This window comes from Rahnella sp. AA (genome assembly GCF_002834385.1).
Lineage (GTDB): Bacteria > Pseudomonadota > Gammaproteobacteria > Enterobacterales > Enterobacteriaceae > Rahnella.
Map to the genome: position 1 here is coordinate 1 of NZ_PITQ01000015.1, position 19,912 is coordinate 19,912.

At 48.7% G+C, this 19,912-nt stretch carries 21 protein-coding genes and 1 pseudogene; 15 read left to right on the forward strand and 7 right to left on the reverse strand.

The features are described 5' to 3' along the window. From CWS43_RS27435 to CWS43_RS24460, 13 genes and pseudogenes are all read left to right on the forward strand, one after another. A pseudogene (locus CWS43_RS27435) lies at positions 1-549 on the forward strand (hypothetical protein); the annotation flags it as partial. After that, positions 546-2,507, forward strand: coding sequence for a vWA domain-containing protein (locus CWS43_RS24405; RefSeq protein WP_198555923.1), 1,962 nt, complete (start codon positions 546-548; stop codon positions 2,505-2,507). The pseudogene CWS43_RS27435 and the gene CWS43_RS24405, both read left to right, overlap by 4 nt. Continuing rightward, a complete protein-coding gene (locus tag CWS43_RS24410; protein ID WP_101079755.1) occupies positions 2,507-3,220 on the forward strand; it encodes an ABC transporter ATP-binding protein in 714 nt (237 codons plus the stop codon). Before CWS43_RS24405 ends, CWS43_RS24410 begins: the two co-directional genes overlap by 1 nt. After that, the gene (locus CWS43_RS24415; RefSeq protein ID WP_101079756.1) at positions 3,210-4,424 is read left to right on the forward strand and encodes an ABC transporter permease; all 1,215 of its coding nucleotides are present in this window, start codon (positions 3,210-3,212) and stop codon (positions 4,422-4,424) included. The genes CWS43_RS24410 and CWS43_RS24415 overlap by 11 nt, the downstream gene beginning before the upstream one ends. A gap of 49 nt (positions 4,425-4,473) precedes the next feature. Further along, a complete protein-coding gene (locus CWS43_RS24420; protein ID WP_101079757.1) occupies positions 4,474-6,039 on the forward strand; it encodes an SUMF1/EgtB/PvdO family nonheme iron enzyme in 1,566 nt (521 codons plus the stop codon). A gap of 37 nt (positions 6,040-6,076) precedes the next feature. Further along, entirely contained in the window at positions 6,077-6,529 is a 453-nt protein-coding gene (locus CWS43_RS24425) for an IrmA family protein (RefSeq protein ID WP_232777198.1), read from the forward strand. A 304-nt stretch (positions 6,530-6,833) separates the two neighbouring features. Further along, positions 6,834-7,892 carry an FHA domain-containing protein gene (locus CWS43_RS24430; protein WP_101079759.1) on the forward strand — a complete coding sequence of 353 codons (1,059 nt, stop codon included), beginning with the start codon at positions 6,834-6,836 and terminating at the stop codon, positions 7,890-7,892. 6 nt (positions 7,893-7,898) lie between these two features. Beyond that, positions 7,899-8,870, forward strand: a complete 972-nt coding sequence (locus tag CWS43_RS24435) for a protein kinase (RefSeq protein WP_101079760.1) — start codon at positions 7,899-7,901, stop codon at positions 8,868-8,870. A 388-nt stretch (positions 8,871-9,258) separates the two neighbouring features. Beyond that, a complete protein-coding gene (locus CWS43_RS24440) occupies positions 9,259-10,434 on the forward strand; it encodes a hypothetical protein (RefSeq protein ID WP_101079761.1) in 1,176 nt (391 codons plus the stop codon). Between the two features lie 62 nt (positions 10,435-10,496). Further along, positions 10,497-11,618 (forward strand): phosphotransferase, encoded by a 1,122-nt coding sequence (locus CWS43_RS24445; protein WP_101079762.1) that lies wholly within the window; start codon positions 10,497-10,499, stop codon positions 11,616-11,618. Beyond that, positions 11,608-12,678, forward strand: a complete 1,071-nt coding sequence (locus CWS43_RS24450) for a T3SS effector HopA1 family protein (RefSeq protein ID WP_101079763.1) — start codon at positions 11,608-11,610, stop codon at positions 12,676-12,678. Before CWS43_RS24445 ends, CWS43_RS24450 begins: the two co-directional genes overlap by 11 nt. After that, complete coding sequence (locus CWS43_RS24455) at positions 12,675-13,916, forward strand: lanthionine synthetase LanC family protein (RefSeq protein WP_101079764.1); 1,242 nt, start codon at positions 12,675-12,677, stop codon at positions 13,914-13,916. The genes CWS43_RS24450 and CWS43_RS24455 overlap by 4 nt, the downstream gene beginning before the upstream one ends. Positions 13,917-13,940: 24 nt before the next feature. Beyond that, the gene (locus CWS43_RS24460) at positions 13,941-15,566 is read left to right on the forward strand and encodes a protease pro-enzyme activation domain-containing protein (RefSeq protein WP_101079765.1); all 1,626 of its coding nucleotides are present in this window, start codon (positions 13,941-13,943) and stop codon (positions 15,564-15,566) included. A 167-nt stretch (positions 15,567-15,733) separates the two neighbouring features. Here CWS43_RS24460 and nudI read toward each other — a convergent pair whose 3' ends face one another. Beyond that, positions 15,734-16,159 (reverse strand): nucleoside triphosphatase NudI, encoded by a 426-nt coding sequence (gene nudI / locus CWS43_RS24465; protein ID WP_101079766.1) that lies wholly within the window; start codon positions 16,157-16,159, stop codon positions 15,734-15,736. Positions 16,160-16,316: 157 nt separating this feature from the next. On the opposite strand from nudI, the gene CWS43_RS24470 reads away from it, so the two are divergent. Together CWS43_RS24470 and CWS43_RS24475 are read left to right on the forward strand one after the other, a co-directional pair. Further along, positions 16,317-16,625 (forward strand): HNH nuclease, encoded by a 309-nt coding sequence (locus CWS43_RS24470; RefSeq protein ID WP_101079767.1) that lies wholly within the window; start codon positions 16,317-16,319, stop codon positions 16,623-16,625. A gap of 2 nt (positions 16,626-16,627) precedes the next feature. Beyond that, positions 16,628-16,885: a bacteriocin immunity protein gene (locus tag CWS43_RS24475; protein WP_101079768.1), complete on the forward strand. Its 258-nt coding sequence runs from the start codon at positions 16,628-16,630 to the stop codon at positions 16,883-16,885. Positions 16,886-17,086: 201 nt separating this feature from the next. On the opposite strand, the gene CWS43_RS24480 is transcribed toward CWS43_RS24475, so the two are convergent. The 6 genes from CWS43_RS24480 to CWS43_RS27320 all read right to left on the reverse strand — a co-directional run bounded on the left by CWS43_RS24480 (position 17,087) and on the right by CWS43_RS27320 (position 19,474). Next, the gene (locus CWS43_RS24480; RefSeq protein ID WP_101079769.1) at positions 17,087-17,401 is read right to left on the reverse strand and encodes a hypothetical protein; all 315 of its coding nucleotides are present in this window, start codon (positions 17,399-17,401) and stop codon (positions 17,087-17,089) included. A 78-nt stretch (positions 17,402-17,479) separates the two neighbouring features. After that, positions 17,480-17,845: a VENN motif pre-toxin domain-containing protein gene (locus CWS43_RS24485; protein ID WP_232777200.1), complete on the reverse strand. Its 366-nt coding sequence runs from the start codon at positions 17,843-17,845 to the stop codon at positions 17,480-17,482. 7 nt (positions 17,846-17,852) lie between these two features. Then, complete coding sequence (locus CWS43_RS24490; protein WP_232777202.1) at positions 17,853-18,368, reverse strand: hypothetical protein; 516 nt, start codon at positions 18,366-18,368, stop codon at positions 17,853-17,855. A gap of 332 nt (positions 18,369-18,700) precedes the next feature. Beyond that, on the reverse strand, positions 18,701-18,925 hold the full coding sequence (locus tag CWS43_RS24495; protein WP_101079770.1) for a hypothetical protein: 225 nt from the start codon (positions 18,923-18,925) through the stop codon (positions 18,701-18,703). 32 nt (positions 18,926-18,957) lie between these two features. After that, positions 18,958-19,254: a deaminase domain-containing protein gene (locus CWS43_RS24500; protein WP_157825434.1), complete on the reverse strand. Its 297-nt coding sequence runs from the start codon at positions 19,252-19,254 to the stop codon at positions 18,958-18,960. Next, positions 19,244-19,474, reverse strand: a complete 231-nt coding sequence (locus CWS43_RS27320) for a hypothetical protein (protein WP_157825435.1) — start codon at positions 19,472-19,474, stop codon at positions 19,244-19,246. The genes CWS43_RS24500 and CWS43_RS27320 overlap by 11 nt, the downstream gene beginning before the upstream one ends. Positions 19,475-19,912 lie beyond the last annotated feature (438 nt).

Here is a 19,912-nt window from a genome sequence, read left to right on the forward strand (position 1 = left end):
CCAATATCCGCACCTGACGAACGTAAACCAAAATCGCCGTCATCTCGTGTTCCGATGATAGTTGCCGCACTGCTGGTGTTGTTGATTGTCGCGGGAGCCCTGTGGTGGTTTTTAGGGCGAGGGACCGCTGCCAATATGCCTGCGACAGCAGATAAACAACCTGAAGCCCCGGCAGCAGCGGCTCCACCGGCAACACCGGCAGCCAGCGAATGTTCGCCCGCCAGCCTCAGCAGCCAGAGCGAGCTCGATTTCGTACAAAATTGCGTGCAGCAAAAACTCGACAGCGACAAGCTGCTGGCCATCATTCAGGCGGCTAAAGATGCAAAAAAATGCGGTGTGGCACAGCGTCTTTACGCCAACCGGGCACAGGGCGGTGACAGTAAAGTAGCGCTCGCGTACGCAAGTGAATACGACCCTAAAGATCATAAGCCCAACGACTGTTTCAAAGAGGCGGACCCTGACACGGCGGCTTACTGGTATGAAACGGTACTCCAGACTGAACCGGATAACCAAAAGGCCAAACAACGTCTTGAGGAGCTGCGGAAATGATGAATATGTCTGTTTTACGGCGGGTTCTGCCTTTGTGTGGCCTGCTTCTTGGAAGCCACGTTTTTGCAGCGGATGGCGACAAACCGCTGCTGCAGGACGGGAAAAAAACCTTATATCAGCGGGTGCTCACGACCCCCGGCTGCAAGCTGGGTAAAACTGCCGGCGATGACAAAGGTGAATTACAACCGGCCTTTAGCAGCCTGTACGTTTATCAAAAAACCGATGCCAATGGCGAAAGTTGGGTCAAAGTTGGCCCGGACAGCTACGGGAAAACGATCGGCTGGTTGCCGAAATCGTGCACGGTTGACTGGAAAATGCAGCTGACGCTGGCCTTTACTAACCCCGCTAACCGCGATCGTCTGCTGTTTTTCAAAGAGAAAAAAAGCCTGGACGATATTTTCTCAGCCCCCGATCCGGTATCTCTGGTGGCGCCGCTGCGCGCGAAGTTAAAACGTGACGGCCACGCAGAGGGTGTGCTGGCTCAGGAGCCGGAATACTTTGTTGATCTGCAAAAGCAGTTTTATCTTTTGCCTATTTTGAGCGGTGAAGAGGTCATGACCGAAAACGGGTTCTATACCCGTTTACTGAACGTAGCCTCCGTGAGCAAGCCCGATCCCAACGCCAAAGAGGGAGACAGCGTTAACCAGCTTAAAGGATTTAATGCATCCGTTGTCTTCGTCATTGACTCCACGCTTTCAATGGGCCCGTACATTGAGCGCACCAAAGAAGCGGTGAACAAGATCTACGACAAGATCAAACAAGAGAACCTCCAGGGACAGGTTAAATTTGGGCTGGTTTCGTACCGGTCAAACAACAAAGTGGTGCCGGGCCTCGAATACCGGACAAAGATCTATGCCGATCCCAATCAGGTAAAAGATGGCGAGGACTTTCTGAAGAAGGTCGCCGACCTGAAAGAGGCCAAAGTCTCCAGCTCCTTATACGACGAAGATACTTACTCCGGCGTGCTGTCTGCTATTGACGACATTGACTGGAGCCCGTTCGGTGCACGTTACATGGTGTTAATCACCGACGCCGGGGCAATTGACGGGAGCAGCAAACTGTCAGGAACAGGCATGGATGCTAAACAGCTGAGGCTGGAAGCCGGCAACCGGGGGATCGCCATCTATACCCTGCATCTGAAAACGCCAAGCGGCAAAGATGACCATGCTAAAGCCGAAGCTCAGTACCGGGATCTCTCCAACTTTGACAGTACGCAATCCAACCTTTACCAGGCCGTGGATGCGGGTGATCTGAAAACGTTTGGTCAGCAGGTTGATACGCTTGCCGCAGCCATTACCGAACAGGTTAAATCCGCTTATATGGGCGAGCCTGCCATCGGAAGCGCACTCTATTCCAAAGATGAGGGTAAGAAGCTGACGCCGGAGCAGAAGTTGCTTCAGGATACGGCGCTGATTGGTCATGCTATGCAGCTGGCATACCTGGGTAAAAAGAATGATACCCGGGCACCGCTGGTGTTTAAGGCCTGGATCAGCGACCGCGACCTGATTAAGCAAAACATTCCCACCACCGACGTCCGCGTGCTGCTGACTAAAGGACAACTGAGCGACCTGAGCGATGCGGTGAGCCAGATCCTGCAAGCCGCTAATGAAGGCATGATCTCCCCCGCAAAAATGTTTGAACGGCTGCGTACCGTCGCGGCAACGATGGGTGCCGATCCCAATCAGCTCAAACAACAGGAAAATGCCAAAATTAATGACCTCGGCGTGTTAGGGGAATATCTCGCTGACCTGCCCTACCGCAGCGACGTCCTGAATCTTGATGAAGAGACCTGGAAAAGCTGGGATGGTTTATCGCAGGAGAAATTCATCCGCACCCTGTCTGCGAAGCTGCGCCATTACCAGAAATACAATGCTGATGTTGATCGCTGGGTTGAACTCGCAAAAGGCAGCGATCCGCGCGATCGCGTCTATCCGATCCCGCTGGAAATGATGCCCTGATGCTGCACATTGAAGATCTGTGTGTGGTACGCGGCGAAGGAGATCTGGCTCACCGTGTTTACCTGCCGCAGCTTGAGCTGCGACCAGGCCAGGTAATGGCGGTGACCGGCGAAAGTGGCTGCGGTAAAAGCACGCTGCTCGAGGCCATCGGCCTGTTGTTACGCCCCGACAGCGTAGGCCGCTTCGATCTGAGCGGGGCAAATCAGCAGCGTGATGTCGCGGCATTGCTCAGCACTCATCAGCAAGCACAACTGGCAGACATTCGCGCACGCCACCTCGGATTTGTGCTGCAAAATGGCGGCCTTCTGCCCTACCTGACAGTGCAGGACAATATACGGTTGCCCTGTCAGTTACTCGCAATGATCCCCGACAAAACTCTGCTGGCCAGGATAACCGATACCCTGAAACTCGGGCCACTGTTGTCTAAATACCCGGCACAGTTATCGTTTGGTGAAAGGCAAAGAACCGCATTCGCCCGCGCTATCTTGCACCGTCCTGCCCTGGTGCTGGCCGACGAACCCACCGCAGCGCTTGACCCCCACAATGCCCGGCAGCTGTTTAGCCTGTTCATTGATCTGGTTCGCCAGGAGGGGATGATGGCGCTGGTCGTTTGCCACGACTGGCCACTGGTGCAGCGTTTCAATTTACCTTGCCTTGTTGCCCGCCCCGATGAACAAGGGCAAGATCAAAGAGGAACCTGTTTTGTCCCGTAACCGAATCCTGCTGCTTGGCCGTCTGGCGCTACAAGATCTGTGGCACGACCGCATTATCTCTTTTTGCATCATATCCTCGCTGGTTGCGGTGATTGCTCCGCTTCTGCTCCTCTTTGGTTTGCGTTTTGGAATTGTCAGCCAGTTGCAGGATGATCTGGCAAAAGATCCCCGCAACCTTGAAATCCGCATGCTCAGCAGCGGGAGTTATGACCAGGGCTGGATAACGCAGTTGCGCCAGCGGCCCGATGTCGGATTTGCTATCGGCCAGACACGTTCACTTAACACCCTTGCCGACCTTCAGACGGACAGCAGCCATTTCATCGAAAATGCCGAGGTTATTCCTACCGGTGCAGGCGATCCCCTGTTGGGCAGCCTTGAGCTTCTCAACGACAATGACGTCGTTTTAACACAAGAAGCCGCACGCAAACTGGCGGTCAACGTCGGTGACACGGTGGTCTTACGCGTCAACCGCCAGCTTGAAGAACGTCGGGAATGGGGGCGAAAGAGCCTGACGGTGGCAGGGATTTTACCGGCGACTTATTTTAACCGCACAGCCCTGTTTACCCGCCCGGAACTGCTCATGATGCTTGAACATTTCAGAGACGGCTTCGCTATCCCCGACCTTGGCATTAACACCGGCGATCCGTTTACTCATAAACCGCCGTTGTATGCCCGTGCGCGACTGTATGCCAAAGACATTGATCACGTCGCCAGCCTTGAGCGCGATTTGCGGTCACAACGTATCGAAACCACCAGCCGTCTGGCTGATATAGAGAATGTGAAAAGCATTAACCGGGTGCTGGGTGTCATTTTTAATACTATCGCCGCAACGGCACTTATCGGTTGTATTGCCTCTCTCATCGGTTCTTTTATCGCTAACGTTGATCGCAAACGTAAACACATTGCCGTATTGCGGCTTCTCGGCTTTACCGGCCCGGCCGTCGGGATGTACGTGATGTTGCAAGGCTGCCTGCTCAGCCTGCTGGCCTATGCTGGCGGCTATGGCATCTATCTCATTGCCAGCCAGGTCTTTAACCGGGCGCTATCCGGCAGCCAGCCGACCGGAGAAATGCTGTGCAAAATTACACCCGCACACAGTGTATTCGCGATGCTCCTGACGGCAGTCGTCGCGCTCCTGGTGGCCAGCATCGGGGCACGGCGCGCTATTAATATTGAACCCGCGCAGAGCCTGCGTGAGGTGTGACCGTTCTCACCTCCTTTCCAATTCAACTGATGATTAGCGGAGATTGTTCGTGACATTGACTCTTTCACCTCTGCGATACGGGTTAGTTCTCGGCCTGCTCGCCACTGTATCGCCCGTTCTGGCTGCCCCCTGGGCTGGCAGTACTTATAATCCCAAACCAGACAGCGAAGATGTTGTCCTGCCTATGCCTTGTGAAGGTTCGATGGTCTTTCGTCGGATCGAGATCCCTATGGCTGGCCCTCTTGACGATCTGCCTATTACGCTGGGACAAGATGGAGGGGACTGGGGGGTCATTGAACACAGCCACCCGGCTTTTATCGCCGGCAGCTTTGCTGATGACAAAAAGGGAAAAGGCCGTTATTACCTGATGGCCAAATACGAGCTGACTTCCCTGCAATATAACGCGCTAAGGGGAGAATGCTCCCCTCCCTCACGCATCCTCAACATCGCAGCGACCGGGATGAGCTGGTTTGATGCCGTCACCGCGGCCGACAAATATAACCAGTGGCTACGCACCAATGCCATCGACAAGCTGCCGAAAGAAGATGGAAGCCTGGGTTTTTTACGGTTACCGACCGAAGTCGAATGGGAATTTGCCGCCCGTGGTGGTTTAAAAGTAAACAGTGCCGAGTTTCGGGATGTGCATTACCCGATGGATGATATTAAAAACTATGAGTGGTTTTCTGGTTCACAATCGTCCAATGGCAAAGCGCAGGTCATTGGCCTTCTCAGCCCTAATCCCCTCGGCCTTTATGACATGTTGGGCAATGTTTCAGAGATGATGTTTACGCCCTTTTATCTCAACAAGCTGAACCGGCTGCATGGTCAGGCCGGGGGCTTCGTCATACGCGGTGGCAGCTTCCAGTCTGACCAGTCGGAGATCCGTAGTGCTGCCCGCAAAGAAGTGAGCTACTACGACGATGCAACACCCTACACCAGCAAAAGTACGGGCCTGCGCCTTGTGTTAGTCGCGCCGGCGATTACCTCCAAGGAAAAAGTTAAATTACTCGAAAAAAGCTGGGAAACACTGGGGGCTGAAAACCCGAATACCGAAAAGAAAAATGACGACACCAAAGATACCGCCAAAGAGCTGAGCAGCCTCGCCTCGGGTGTTGACGACGCGGCGCTGAAACAAAAACTGAAGGATTTGGAAAATCAGCTCCGCGCCAGCAATCAAAAACAACAAGAAGAGCGTGCACAGTCTATCCGTGCCAGCCTGAATTTAGGTTCTTTCCTGTGCACCAAATTGCAGGATGACGGACGCTTTCTCGATTTCTTAAATCACAACTACGAGCTGTTGTGTAAAGACAAAGACGCAGGCGATACCAATTGCGCTAACCGCAAATCAAAACTGGGTGAACAAACAGAAAGACTTCAGCAACTTACGGGTTACTACGCAAGCAGCCTGGTTGATTCAGCGACGCTGTATGGGCAGGAAGGGCTTAAACCTGAGGTCTCTGTCTTCGATCAAATGCTCACACTCAACAAGCGCCTTTCCGGCCTCAGACCGTTCCTGGCTGCACACTGGCAGAATCAGCAGAAGTATTTAGAAAACGGCAAGATTGATACAGCAGGCTGGCTGGAAAGCTGCAAGCAGACAACAGGGAATAATTAATCCTCTTATTCAAAAACCATTCTGAGGCACAGACTTTATGAAACGGATAGCAAACATATTCTGGGTAATTTTGCTGTTGGGGTTGGGCTGGAGTATGCCCGGTAAAGCCGACGGGAATCGCTACATAAGCATTCGCAATACTGACAGCATGTGGACGCAGGGGGTTTGCTCCCTGATGTTCAGGCTGGATAACGGCGGTGAGGGAGAATTCAGTCATCTTTCTATCACTTTACAACTCAGTGACAAAGAAGGTCACTCCCTGAGCGAAGGGGTATTGACTGTTCCGCCATTTGGAGACAGCGACGCCAGCCGTTCCGTCGACGCCGCAACCGAGTTCAGCTGCGATGCAGTTGAAAAAGCCAGCGCCATAACCATTACTCAGGTAATCGAATCGCGTGACAACAATACATCGGTCAGGCTGCCGGTATCTATATTTGACCCGCAAATCTATCAGCCATTAAAAATGGTCATCAGCCATAACCCTGCATAAGATTTATTAAAATCGGTATCGCGCCTGCCGGACATTTTTATCCGGCAGGCAGTGATCTCACGCCCAACCCTTAGTGACTGAATTATCAATTATATTAACAAGATGTGCTATTGAGAGTGTTTTTTATTTGCATCAAATGCGGATATATACTAGAAATTATGAAACACTATTTTATGTCAGCAATAAAACAAGCTTGTTATAAGAGGTAGTGCAAGAATGCTGAGTTATACTATTCTGGCGATCTTATTTATTTCTGATGAAATAAATAACCCTTGTATTGAATGCTTACCGCGTTGTCACTGACATGGATAATTTCGACTGGAAACTATCAGCAAATTCTATTTCTTCCGAACTCTCTCAGCACGTATATTCCCGTTTCCCCGCTGATTCAGAGGGAGGGGGGGTTAATGGTGGCTTAATAAAATCATCGGGTGGAGGATATATTTGCCTTCGCCATTACCATACGTTTGGCCGCTCAATGAACTGTCACGCAATATTTTCCACATCCGATATTTCCCGCATACATATGGCAATATTTTGGAAGGGGAATAACTGGTATATTAGAGATAAAAGTAAAAATGGAGTATGGGTTAATAACCAGCGAGTTATTAAAAATGAGCCCTGCTTATTGGAAGAATCAGATACCATTATGTTATCTTCAATAACAGGCGAAACGCTCACCCTTATCAGTGCCAGAAAACCCTGTGATACAATGGTAAGTGTTAACCCTCAATGCCCGCCACTTTATTTAAAAAAACCCATTACGATAATTTCAGATAGCTGTTTTTTATTATATGACGGCAGTAACTGGAGTTTGCATACGTCAGAAGATAAGGAGGCCTATCGCGAGATACTCAATGGCGAAGTGATCTCACTCGTTGGTGAACATTACTATCTGCAATCCGCCCAGGAAGAATTTGATACATTACAAAATCATCCCATAGCACGTTCAGTGGACGATCTGGTCTTTTACTTTGAGGTATCTGAAGATGAAGAGGATATCAGGTTGAAAATCGCAGATTCAGAGCAGTCCTCGGTCATCAAAGGAGAGCGTCTTCAGAACCAATTGTTCTTATTGCTCTGTCTCGCAAGAAAATCCATCGCGGATTGTTTACGGGGATACGCCCAAAACAATCGCGGTTGGTATGACCTGAATGAGCTATCAAAAGCATTGGGAATAAAGCCGGATAATACCCGCATTCGCGTGCACCGGCTTCGGCACAGGCTGGGTGATGTTATTGATTTTAATGATATAGATGCCTGCCAGATATTACAGTTACAAGACGGCGCTGTGCGTATTAATTCATCTAAACTGATCATTGTTAAGGGGGGCAAGCCAGAGACCGGTTCAGGCTGCTCTTGACGAATAATGGAAAACTTGCAAAAAATTAAAAGACTCCTGAATGAAAAATCCTTTTCAGGAAAGTACGAACTTTTAAATCAAATAAAAGAGGGTCTTTTTAGCACCGTATTTAAAGCAAAAGATAAAATAAGTCATCAGGATGTAGTGATTAAGTCTCTGCATTTCTCCCCTGACCTCGATAAAGTAGAAAAGCTGACAAGGATCGCAAGCTTTGAACAAGAGTGTCAAATTACTTCGAGGCTATCCCACCCCAACATTATACGATTCCTGAGTAGAAATGACATTTCCGGCGACAGCCCGTTTGTCATATTTGAATATGTTAACGGCATATCACTGGACGAACACCTGAAACTATATGGCGCATTAGGTGCTGAAGCAGCAATTACTATCATGTCTCAAATCATGGATGCCATACGCTATATTCACAGCTGCGGGATTATCCACTGTGACATTAAACCATCCAATATCATCCTGAGCGAAAGAGCAGGAAAACCTCACGCTGTTCTATTGGATTTTGGCATCAGCATCTTATCCCCTGCTCTGTGCAGAAAGGAATTTCATCATCGGCCTGCTTTATCTCAGGCACGATCCGGCACGCCAGGTTATTGTTCACCAGAGCAATTACGGGGTGAAAATGTCACATACCGAAGCGATTTTTACATGTGGGGATTAGTATTTCTCGAATGTTTAACCGGAGTGCCTGCTATTTCAGGATCAACACTGGGACAACTTTATTACCAGAGCCTCAGCACAGCTCCCGTATCCATTCCGGCTGCACTTTTAGCACATCCTCTGGGTTATCTTCTGCATAAAGTACTCCGGAAGGAACCCTCAGAACGCACGTCCGATGCTGCCAGGCTCCTTAATGATCTGGGACAGATAGCTATTGACGATCTTGCGGGAGACCTCCCTCTCAAAATACAGCCACATGAGGAGAAACCGACAATCGATTTGTATCAAATCAAACAGGGAAAATGATGCCATAACACAAAACTGCTGAGATGGAGAGCCGGTAATGACGGTAATTCATGACAGTTTCATAACTGAATTATGAACATTTCTTAACTATCTTTTTGCTGACAAAAGGCCTTGCCTGAAATTATTTACGGGGTGATTAAGAATATATTTAAAGACTCCATTTCCATAAAAAGCATAAGGTTAGTTTATTTTTATCTACCTCGTGTAATCCGGTGTAATAGCCATCGATGACATGAGTACTAACATGTGGATGCGCTAACAAAACATGAGATAGGCTTATTTGATATTCCATGTATCGCGTGCAAAAAGAAAACCACTTACTGCATGTCGCCAAACAACGACAGTAAGTGGTTTGCGTTACTCAAAACAAGCTATGAGGAACCGTTACATGTTTACTTATTTTCCAACTGTTTGTCCAGCTAACAACGCGAATGGCCCTGCAAACCAAACTCAGCCTCCCATCAGCCTTCCTGGCTGCGTGCAAACCGGGCAAACTTTCTGCTGCGGAAGCGATCAGGCCCAGGGGCAGACCTATTTCCCATCGATTGGTCATTGCGCTGCGCAGGCTCAGTCCCCTGTCAGCCTTCCTGGTTGCGTGCAAACCGGGCAAACTTTCTGCTGCGGCAGCGATCAGGCTCAGGGGCAGACCTATTTCCCATCGATTGGTCATTGCGCTGCGCAGGCTCAGTTCCCAACCCTGAGCATGCAGTGCGTAGGTATCACAACCAAAATATTGACGCAGGTTGCAGGCTGCAGCGGACAAGCTCAGGCGCAGACGTACTTCCCATCTATCGGCTCTTGCGCCGCGGCTCAGGCACCCACGATCACTATCCCTCAGGACTGCGGTGTGAGCTGGAACTGTAAACCACCGCATGCACAGGCTCAGGCGCAGACGTACTTCCCGTCCATCGGCTCTTGTGCAGCAGCTCAGACACCCACGATCACTATCCCTCAGGATTGTGGCGTGAGCTGGAACTGTAATCAGGGAACTGCACCGGCTCAGGCGCAGTTCCCAACCCTGAGCATGCAGTGCTTGCAGGTCACAACCAAAATATTGACGCAGGTTGCAGGCTGCAGCGGACAACAAGCTCAGGCACAGACGTACTTCCCGTCCATCGGCTCTTGTGCCGCGGCTCAGACACCGACGATCACCATTCCTCAGGATTGTGGTGTGAGCTGGAACTGTAAACCACCGCATGCACAGGCTCCGGCTCAGGCGCAGACGTACTTCCCGTCCATCGGCTCCTGTGCTGCGGCTCAGACACTCCCTATCACTATCCCTCAGGATTGTGGTGTGAGCTGGAACTGTAATCAGGGAACTGCACCGGCTCAGGCGCAGTTCCCAACCCTGAGCATGCAGTGCTTAGGCTTCACAACCCAAATATTGACGCAGGTTGCAGGCTGCAGCGGACAAGCTCAGGCGCAGACATACTTCCCGTCCATCGGCTCCTGTGCTGCGGCTCAGACACCCCCTGTCACTATCCCTCAGGATTGTGGTGTGAGCTGGAACTGTAAACCACCGGCTCAGGCGCAGACATACTTCCCTTCTCTTGGTTCTTGCTGATTCGGTTCACTGTATCACCGGCGATTATTCGCCGGTGATTTTATACATGAAAGGGAGCCATCATGCGTCTGACACTCAACAACCTGGCTTATTTTTTGGTTGATAAAGGTTTTTTACATCCGGAATATCTGGTGAGTGGCAATTATAAAGTCATTCAGAGACAGAGCAGGAACAGCATCTTTCAGGTATTTTTGGGTAATCACCCGGGGGGGCTATTTATTAAACAGCTTTTATCCCTGGATCCTCAAAATGCCTATTTAATGCAAAAAGACGCTACGGTCCATTGCCTGATCCAGCAGACCGATATATTGCCGGAAATGCGCACATTCATCCCTCACTATTATGGTTATGAGCCAGATAATCACGTTTTTGTTACTGAGTTTTTCCCCAGTGCTATCAGCCTGCACGAGCTTATTACTCAGCGAAAGTCTGTCGTTCCGGAAGAGATTGCCCGGATGGCGATCATTCTTGCAAACCTGCATAAAGACCTGAGCGGACAAATAGAGAATAATTCCGGGCTACGTTTTTTTAACCGGCAACCCCCGTGGATTATGCTATTTGGTGATTGGGATAACCCGCAGGTTAAAAATGCCGGACCGAGCCAGATACCTATTGGGCAGTTTATTCAGCAACGGCCAGAAATAGCGCAATTTTTGGAGGATCTGCGATATGCCTGGTCCGGAAATACGCTGATCCACGGCGATATAAAACTCATTAATTTTATCCATGTGCCCGGGAATAGTGCCAGCGAGATGAAATTAATTGATTGGGAAATTGCCGATATCGGAGACCCCATGTGGGATGTTGCAGGGCTTTTGCAGAGCCTTCTTACCTTATGGATCTTCTCCCAGAACCCGAATCCCATGTTGCAAAACCAATCGCAACCCGGAATGGAATTTTTAACCTGGGAAAGTACTCTTTCGGCCTGCCATACCTTCTGGCTGAGCTATAGAAAATCCCGTGCGTACGCTCATCCTGACCAGGCTCTTGATAGCGCAGAAAACCGGCAAAAGGTTATTCATTTTACTGCGGCCAGAATGCTGCAAACAGCCTGTGAATCCACCATAGCGAGTAATGAAATTTCGCCGCAGAGCAACCGCATTGTGCAAATGGTTATGCAGATGATCACGGCACCACAGGCCTGGACAACACAGATTCTGGGAGCACAGTCTAATGAACTTTGAACAGCAGATTAAACAGATTGCGGATCGTGTAGATGTCACGAATTCAAATAGTTACCGGATTGATGGCCAAATATATTCAGTATTTCATAACTATGCCTGGAACGAATATATTGGCCCGCTGAGTCAGTTTGGGCATAACCAGACCCATGATGCTCAGCAACAAAAGCAGTTTCTGGAATCGCAACTTAGCCTGGCCTTGTACTCCAGGATCTACTGCGGCGTGCCAGACGGGAAAACGCTTATGACGCTGCCCAAACGCAATGAGCGTGAAGCATTTATGCAGACATTAAGTTTACCGAATAGCTCGCTGGAAACTCCCGATCAGAACTGGAAAATTTACCATGCCGATGCACAAGGGATATGGGCTGAGAAAAATGGCAGACTGAGACAGGCTTACCCTAACAGATTTATTCCTGCTATTCCTAATGCCCCGCTGGCAGTGAATCAGTACATCCATTTCCTGAGACAAAAAGAAAATAAACATATTCAGCAGGTATTTTATTATGTTCATAGCAACCGGTATATGGAACATGATGCACCACAGGTAAGGATATATTGGCATATTACGCCAGAGGGTGCCGCACCATTGATAAAACTGATCACGGATTTATTAAATCAAAACAGCATAGCTTTTAATTTCAAATGTCTGAACCATCCAGATTTATACAACCGGGCCGATAGCGCGGTACTGTACCTCGAAAAACGTTATTTCGATTATACCCTGCGAATATTAAAGCCACATTTAGCCTCACTGGCTAAATACATGCTGGAAACCTCACCTTTATTTACACAAATCATTGCCAGAGGGATCTCTTTTGCTGAAGACCCCGGCAACGGGCAAAGTTTCGGTATGCATCGCTGCCAGCTTATCGCGAAAGGGCTGCTGATGGCCTGTGAAAAAAAATCCGCCAACGCGGGAGCGGTTGACGCAGAAAGAATGAATCAACGTTGCATAACGGAGGCGTTCAATAGCAAAGGCATTGAGATCGCCCGCCTGCACCTTAACCCTAATTCACTCAGTTTACCTGTCGGATTTGACGATACGGAGCCTGCACTATGACCCGGTTACAATACCTGAATGCTGCCGAAAGCATTGGTAAGAGTTTACAACGAGAGTGCATCCGCTTTAATCATCGAAGTAACTGGCAGGGTGCCGTCGTGGATTCAATCAATAATCAATTTCAGGTGGTGACGCGAACCTTTGACGCATCCTTATACAACGGGCTGGCCGGTATCGCTCTTTTTTTAGCTGAATTATACAGGCAAAAGCCAGATCCTGAATTATTTGAGACCCTTTCGACCACCATTAATAATATCCAATATATGACAGGGCAACCTCATCAGCTGGCGACTTTTAGTCTGCATGCCGGGCAATTAGGTATTGCATGGGCAATGTGGCGAATTGGAAATATTCTCGAACGTCCCGACTGGAAAGCGCAGGGGCTGAATTTACTGGAACATATCCACACACTTCCGGTGCCTGATAATGAGCTCGATGTGATTGGCGGGGCAGCCGGTGCCATTCCAGCCTTGATTAAAATTCATCAGGCTGAAGGCGACGATCGCTGGCTTTCGTGCGCCGTGCGGTTGGGCGATTTTTTATTAAGTAAAGCACACAAGACGCCTGGGGCAATGTACTGGCTCACGCCTGGGAATGAGCGCGGATTAACGGGATATTCCCACGGCTGTGCAGGCTTTGGGTTGGCACTTATCGAACTCGGCGTTGCGACAAAGCGCAACAGTTACGTCAATGCCGGATTGCAGGCGTTTAACTATGAGCGGGAAAATTTCAGCCCACAGCATCAGAATTGGCCAGATCTTCGATCCCTCTATCAGACCCCGCAATTCAACCATATGTGGTGCCACGGCGCCCCCGGCGTTGCATTGTCTCGTTTACGCGCCTGGCAGCTATTAGATGAACCAACATTATTGCAGGAAGCGCTGACTGGCCTGACGACAACGTATCAGCAGCTGCTACAACAGCTCGGGACACAGCCAGAACAGATCAATTTCAGCTTTTGTCATGGTGGAGCGGGCAACGCGGAAATTCTTTTCATGGGCGCAGAGATATTACAGCGCCCCGACTTCGCAGAGCTGGCACATCAAATTGCCGCACTCGGTATCGAAAAATATCAGCTAACAGATACCCCCTGGCCGAGCGGCGTTTTTGATCCCAGTGGCATAGGCGAATCAGGTAAAGAAACCCCCGGGCTGATGCTGGGGCTTGCTGGCACAGGCCTGTATTACCTGCGTTTGTTTGATCCGACAAGGGTTGAAACCGTGCTACACATCCGCTAATGCTTGATAAAGAGGCATGAAAAAATGAATATTCTGACTGACGATATCTTTCAAACCCTCCCTCCTGCGGCTGTTTATCAATCTGCGGCAGATGATGCGGCTGAACTGAAATTAACCTTTCATTTGGCTCCGGAATCTCATGCCAACGCGTTTCAGATGGATATGGCTTTTTCTTATACCGCGCCTGTAACTCGCAATTATCTGACCGCAGATGCGCTTGAAGAACACACTGTCGCCAATGATGAAGCCCTGCAAAAGCTCGCCGGCTTTGTTGTACAAACGGGCGCGAAAATAGAAAGCAGCAGCGTTAAAAAGCGCGAAGTTTCCGTGAGCGGTACCCTCGGGCAATTTTCTCAGTTGCTGGGTATCACTTTCCATCTTTACCGGCAGGATAGCGGTAATCTGTTTTTGGCCTACCACGGGCATATCCGGCTTCCCGATGATTTACGCCCTTATATTCTCAATATTGAGGGGTTAAATATCGGATTATCAATTGCGCACGTTCCTTCCCGGCGTATGAAATTATTACAGGTTGCGGATCAATCATCCCCTCTGCAGGATTTGGCGCAAAAGCAAATACAGGCGACAGATAACTTATTGCTTCAGGAGCCACTCCCCCCCGCCGGTTATTCACCGCAGGAGATCGCGGAAATGTACCATTTTCCCGATAATCTGGGAGAGGGACAAACCGTGGGAATTATTGCGTTAGGCGGGGCTTTCCAGCCCGATGACCTGGCGGCCTTTTGCACGACCTTCAACCTTGTTAAGCCCGACGTCAAAATTATCGGGGAGGAACCGTCTCAGGATCCACAATCAAAGATAGTGAATGACGTTGAAGTGAACATGGATATTCAGATGGTGGCGGGGATTGTCCCGAAAGCGAAAATTGTCGTGTATTACGCCGACTCATTTCAGGAAGGATTCCAGATTATCCTGGATGATACTGACAATGAGGTCAGCGTGATCAGTACCAGCTGGGCGAGTGGAGAAAGTTTTGTGCCTGCAGCAACCAAGGCGCATTTGTCCATTTTGCTTCAGCAGCTCAGCTTACGCGGGATCACAGTGCTCGCGGCATCCGGTGACGATGGGATCTACCAGATTGGGTCGAATTATAAGATGGCAGGGATCAATCTTCCTGCTGGCTTTGATCGCGTGATTGCCTGCGGTGGAACAACGTTATATCGCAACGGAATCGAACAGGTCTGGCTGGAAGGCACCAATGCATCCGGCGGGGCGTTCAGTAATTTTTATCCGGCTCCGGCGTTCCAGAATAACGCGCTAACCCACTATTTCCGCAATTATCCTTATCTGACAAGAAATGCCAGCGCCACTCCTGATGTATCGGTTAATGCCAGCGGGGTGAACCATGCCATCATGATCTACAATGGAAAGCCTTTTCCCGCAGCAGGAACCAGCGTCGCAACCCCGATTATTGCCGGTCTTATTGCACGGTTGAATACATCGTTGGGATACAGGCTGGGTTATATCAATCCGTTTTTTTACCAACTGATGGGGTCGAACGCGTTTGCCAGCAACATTCCCGGCAACAACGGTTTGCCTTCTGCATCCGTCTGGGATCCCTGCACCGGATTAGGCTCACCCAATGGGAATAATTTACTGAATTTTATAAAAAACGCTGAAAAAAGCTAACACAGAACGCCCCAGTTTCTGGGGCTATTTTTTCCCTTACGGCAAGTTTTTTTCGAAAACCTCAGTGTGCAAATGGCTCTAATTTATCGAACGTTTTTTCGTGTGGAAAATATTCGTAATCTCAATAATCAACGACTCTACCCTGCCATAAAGGCGAAAATAGCCTCTTAAATGAGTCCCTTTTGAGTAAAAGTGATACGAGTCGCCTCATTTAAATCCATATTTTTCATCGCTTCAGATGGCACCCAGATAATTTCCTGAAATTCTTCGTTGAAGGTGATTTTCCGGTTAGCGCTAATACAGTCAAAGATGAGATAAATCATGTAAATTTCTTCGGTGGTGCCATCCGGATACGTTTTAATCCGGGTATCGTCACGAAAAGCCCACGGCTTAACATCGGTGATAAGCAGTTCTTCTCCTAACTCCTCCATGATTTCGCGCCGCAGCGCTGCCTCCATCGTTTCTCCAGGTTCCATCCCGCCACCGGGCAAAGCCCACTGTCCGGGGAAAACCCCACGATCGGAAGCCATTTTACAAAGCAAAAACTCACCGTTATTTTGTATAACAGGGCACACGATTGTTCTCTGACGCATTTGATCTCCTTGTTCGCGTTCAGTCAGTAAGTTAATAGTCCCACTAACAGATGTATTGCCCCCCAACTTAGCGGCGATATTGTTTACAATCTTCGCCTCTGGGTAATCCCCCCATTTTCAACGGAGGTGACAAGTAGAATCAGGACATTCGCTGAATATGTTGCATCGGCGTGAAGCCATTCAGTGCCATATTCGGACGTTTGGGAGCTTTGACTCGTTCCGTCGAGCCTTTTGGAAGGCAGTGGCTTATGATCCTGAGCTGAGCAAGCAATTTGATCCTAACAGCTTAGATACGATGAAAAATGGACGAGCTCCATACGTTAGAAAACAAGATCGAGTTGGCAAACGAGTCAAAATTGAGTTGCACCATAAACAGGAAATTTCTAAAGATGGGGATGTATACAACGTTGATAATCTGAATGCAGTAACCCCTAAAGATCTTATTGAAATTCAGAAAGGTAATTGAAAATGGACAAAAAAATATTATCCGACTTCACTGAAGGTGAGTTTTTGGATTTTGTAACCGGTATTTGTAAAGACACTTATACAACAGAACAAGAGCACATTTCAGCAGTACTTCTGTTTGAACTGTTAACAGAGCATCCAGCTGGTTCCGATCTGATCTATTATCCAGAATCTGGAGTTGATAATACTCCAGTAGGAATAGTCAAAACTATCAAAGAATGGCGAACTGCTAATGGTAAACCTGGGTTTAAATCAGAATAATTAAGAGACTGCGGCTCTTGTATGGGGCCGCATTAGATGATCTCCTCCCTGAAAACAATGCCAGTCTAAACTGAAGTATCCGGTCTTTCTTTCATCTCACTGAGAGGCATATCTACCATGAAAATGCCCCAACCAATTTTAATCGCTTCGGCCTGATATGGCGGCATCTCCGCACAAACAGCGATACCAGACCGGGACAAATTATTTCTGTGCTTTTACATAGCCACTGATTCTATGAATAACAGAATATTCGGTACCCAATTCCGTTTGTAACATTGTCACTAATTCGAGACCATTTTTCTTAAAACTCTCGGCTAATTCAGCATGCTCAAACCCTGAAAAAGCCGGATCATTCATATCTAACGTGCAGTCATATACAGATGCCCACTCCAAGAGTCGCACCTGAAGGGCTTCTGAGATTGGCAAATCTCTTGGGTCAATATTACCCACAACTCCCGGCGAAGCCTCCCATAATGGAAAGCATTGATAATCAGCCATCAATTTAATTATCTTCATTATCCTCTCCCTGCGGGATTCGCTCCAACAATGTAGCCGTTGTTTCCAACAGTTATCGCAATCCGCTGTGATTGATCATTAATAGTTACTTCGTAGATTGGTCGCCCCGTGCCAGTTCCTTGGTAACCAACAATATTTCCCTCTGTAACAGCCTGCATAACTACGTTTGGTATCTGCGACTCCGGTACCCCTATGCACGCCTGCCAATGCCGAATTCCCGGCCACACCACCTGCCAGCCCGGCGGCCAGAGTACTCAGCGCACTCACATTCGCTTTCTGATCATTCGTCAGATTTTCCGGCTTTATTCCCGGATACAGTTCACTGGCAATCGCTTTTGCTGCCAGTTCACCCGCCGCCGCGCCGGCCGCACCGCCAGCCACGGAACCGCCCTGCAGATACGCAATAACGGCCCCTGCCAAAGCATGGCCAGCCGTGTTGGCCACAACATCATCACCGGTGGCTTTTTTCACCGCCAGCGAAAGATAAGGTGCCAGCCAGTCCGCCCGCCAGCGCCTGGCTCATATCGCCACCGGAGAGGCCTTCCAGCGCACCGGAGATAGCCGTGCCCGCCGTCCAGAACGGGCTGCCGATACCGTATTTTTGCTCTGCTGCGATATATTCCGGTGAGTTCTCCAGCATCGTCTGCCTGTCTTCTTTCGAGGCATTGATGTACGCATCGGTCCCCGACAACCGGGCAAGCGCATCACTTTTGGCATTGACCTGCGCCTGCAGCACCATGTTCTGCATCGTCTGCGCGCCAATCTCGCTGATGGCCTGAGCGACTGCCTGATTTTCTTCTATTTTTTGTTTGTCAAAAATCTTGTCGATATGCCCGTTGGCATCGTCCGTATCCCGGCTCAGCGTACCCACATCCTGCGTTTGCTGGCCGGTATCACGCACCGTAATACTGCCGTCGGCCACCGCAGAGCGGGTCGTGCCCGACGCGCTGCCGCTGGCGTTGGTCATCACCGGCAACACACCACCGACATTCTTCCCCTTGGCGTTATCATTCGAGAAACCGGCGCTGATTCCGCTGGCACTGGGCCGGTGTTAGGTGAGTAAACAATTGTAATAATATTCAGAGAGTTTGAATGGCGTTTCTTCTGCTTGGTAGAAACCATCAATCATCCTAATTTCTAGAAGACTCCCTTTTGTATCAACAAAATCCGCCCCAACTGCCCTAGGCTCATCAACTGTGTAGATCGGCTAATCCAGCAAGGATTGGCCTCCATCTCGTCCGTAATCGTGGTAATGCTGGTCGGCTTCAAAGCATCGGCTTTCGCTTTTGCACCAATAAATTATCTCAATTTCAGTTGAGCATCGCCTTGCCCAGCCAAGACTTTAGTCACACAGAGCATCCAATCCTTCCAAACCGCCGGATCAGCAGTTTCACCATCGGCAAGATAGCTCATACTACCCAACAGGGAACCTAACTCGTCCGACATCGTTCGCTGATAAAGCTCTACGAGAAATTCATACATCGCAAGATACGCGAGCTCTGGTGTCAAATTTTCGGTGCTCATTGCTATTTTCCTTTCGAATTTAGTAGGAGGAATTACACCGCCATTATCGGATACATTAACAGTAATATTTGGATATTTGGTTTGAACATTTCGATAGTATTTGAGCAAATTAGGCAAGGAGCGCGTTCAGTCAGCAAGTTAATAGTCCCACTAACAGATGCATTGCCCCCCAACTTAGCGGCGATATTGTTTAAAATCTTCGCCTCAGAATCTACTGCCCTGTTAAGCATTTGAGGTGGATTACTAGCCGTTGGTACAATAAAGCCTGGAAACGTCTCTGGAACCTCGCCGACAAAACCTAACGCCTGTTGTTCAGCACTACCAGCCATAATCATCTTTCATTATTTGATAAAATTGATCATAAGCAGCCCTCTCGTTATCAAATCTTTCTTTATAAGTAATTCCCCCTCGACTGTTGTATACAACATCCCATATATTTTCTTTATGAACGATACATAAACATTCACCATCTTTAATCCCACTAAGGCTGTAAATGCCTTTGGGAACGTTTCTTTTATCTAATTCACAAAGCAGCTCTTCTTTCGTCATTTATTTTCTCCAAAACATCCGTTATCTAAATGCCATTAAACTGGCTTCAGCAACTCATATTGTATCCCTTGCCCTTTTACCAAACCAAGGAAGAATTTTTCTTTGCGAAACACGAATAATTAGTTTTAATACCTCATACACATTATATGGTGCATTTGCTGAAATGATGTGAACGCCCTGTTTTGTGAACACCAATTTGTCGGATTAGTCAGAAAATTACCAGGCGATACTAGCTGTGCGCTTGCGGCCAAAATCACAACAGCCATTTTTTTAATTGTATTAAAACAAAACTATAGTCTTCTTCTCATCGGCAAAGGAAGCAAGCATAGAAGGCTTATCTCTTTCAACATACTAAACAATCCAAAGCTTAGTTTCTCTAACAACACAGGTATAATCACTGTTTCGCAATGCTCCTAGTGGATAGCTATTCTTATTTAC

What these genes read in the sequence shown, in the direction of transcription:
- CWS43_RS24405 (WP_198555923.1), top strand. Translation starts at nt 546, where the DNA reads ATGATGAATATGTCTGTTTTACGGCGGGTTCTGCCTTTGTGTGGCCTG.
- CWS43_RS24410 (WP_101079755.1), top strand. Translation starts at nt 2,507, where the DNA reads ATGCTGCACATTGAAGATCTGTGTGTGGTACGCGGCGAAGGAGATCTG.
- CWS43_RS24425 (WP_232777198.1), top strand. Translation starts at nt 6,077, where the DNA reads ATGAAACGGATAGCAAACATATTCTGGGTAATTTTGCTGTTGGGGTTG.
- CWS43_RS24430 (WP_101079759.1), top strand. Translation starts at nt 6,834, where the DNA reads ATGGATAATTTCGACTGGAAACTATCAGCAAATTCTATTTCTTCCGAA.
- CWS43_RS24435 (WP_101079760.1), top strand. Translation starts at nt 7,899, where the DNA reads ATGGAAAACTTGCAAAAAATTAAAAGACTCCTGAATGAAAAATCCTTT.
- CWS43_RS24440 (WP_101079761.1), top strand. Translation starts at nt 9,259, where the DNA reads ATGTTTACTTATTTTCCAACTGTTTGTCCAGCTAACAACGCGAATGGC.
- CWS43_RS24445 (WP_101079762.1), top strand. Translation starts at nt 10,497, where the DNA reads ATGCGTCTGACACTCAACAACCTGGCTTATTTTTTGGTTGATAAAGGT.
- CWS43_RS24450 (WP_101079763.1), top strand. Translation starts at nt 11,608, where the DNA reads ATGAACTTTGAACAGCAGATTAAACAGATTGCGGATCGTGTAGATGTC.
- CWS43_RS24455 (WP_101079764.1), top strand. Translation starts at nt 12,675, where the DNA reads ATGACCCGGTTACAATACCTGAATGCTGCCGAAAGCATTGGTAAGAGT.
- CWS43_RS24460 (WP_101079765.1), top strand. Translation starts at nt 13,941, where the DNA reads ATGAATATTCTGACTGACGATATCTTTCAAACCCTCCCTCCTGCGGCT.
- nudI (WP_101079766.1), bottom strand. Translation starts at nt 16,159, where the DNA reads ATGCGTCAGAGAACAATCGTGTGCCCTGTTATACAAAATAACGGTGAG.
- CWS43_RS24470 (WP_101079767.1), top strand. Translation starts at nt 16,317, where the DNA reads ATGTTGCATCGGCGTGAAGCCATTCAGTGCCATATTCGGACGTTTGGG.
- CWS43_RS24475 (WP_101079768.1), top strand. Translation starts at nt 16,628, where the DNA reads ATGGACAAAAAAATATTATCCGACTTCACTGAAGGTGAGTTTTTGGAT.
- CWS43_RS24480 (WP_101079769.1), bottom strand. Translation starts at nt 17,401, where the DNA reads ATGAAGATAATTAAATTGATGGCTGATTATCAATGCTTTCCATTATGG.
- CWS43_RS24490 (WP_232777202.1), bottom strand. Translation starts at nt 18,368, where the DNA reads ATGACCAACGCCAGCGGCAGCGCGTCGGGCACGACCCGCTCTGCGGTG.
- CWS43_RS24495 (WP_101079770.1), bottom strand. Translation starts at nt 18,925, where the DNA reads ATGAGCACCGAAAATTTGACACCAGAGCTCGCGTATCTTGCGATGTAT.
- CWS43_RS24500 (WP_157825434.1), bottom strand. Translation starts at nt 19,254, where the DNA reads ATGGCTGGTAGTGCTGAACAACAGGCGTTAGGTTTTGTCGGCGAGGTT.
- CWS43_RS27320 (WP_157825435.1), bottom strand. Translation starts at nt 19,474, where the DNA reads ATGACGAAAGAAGAGCTGCTTTGTGAATTAGATAAAAGAAACGTTCCC.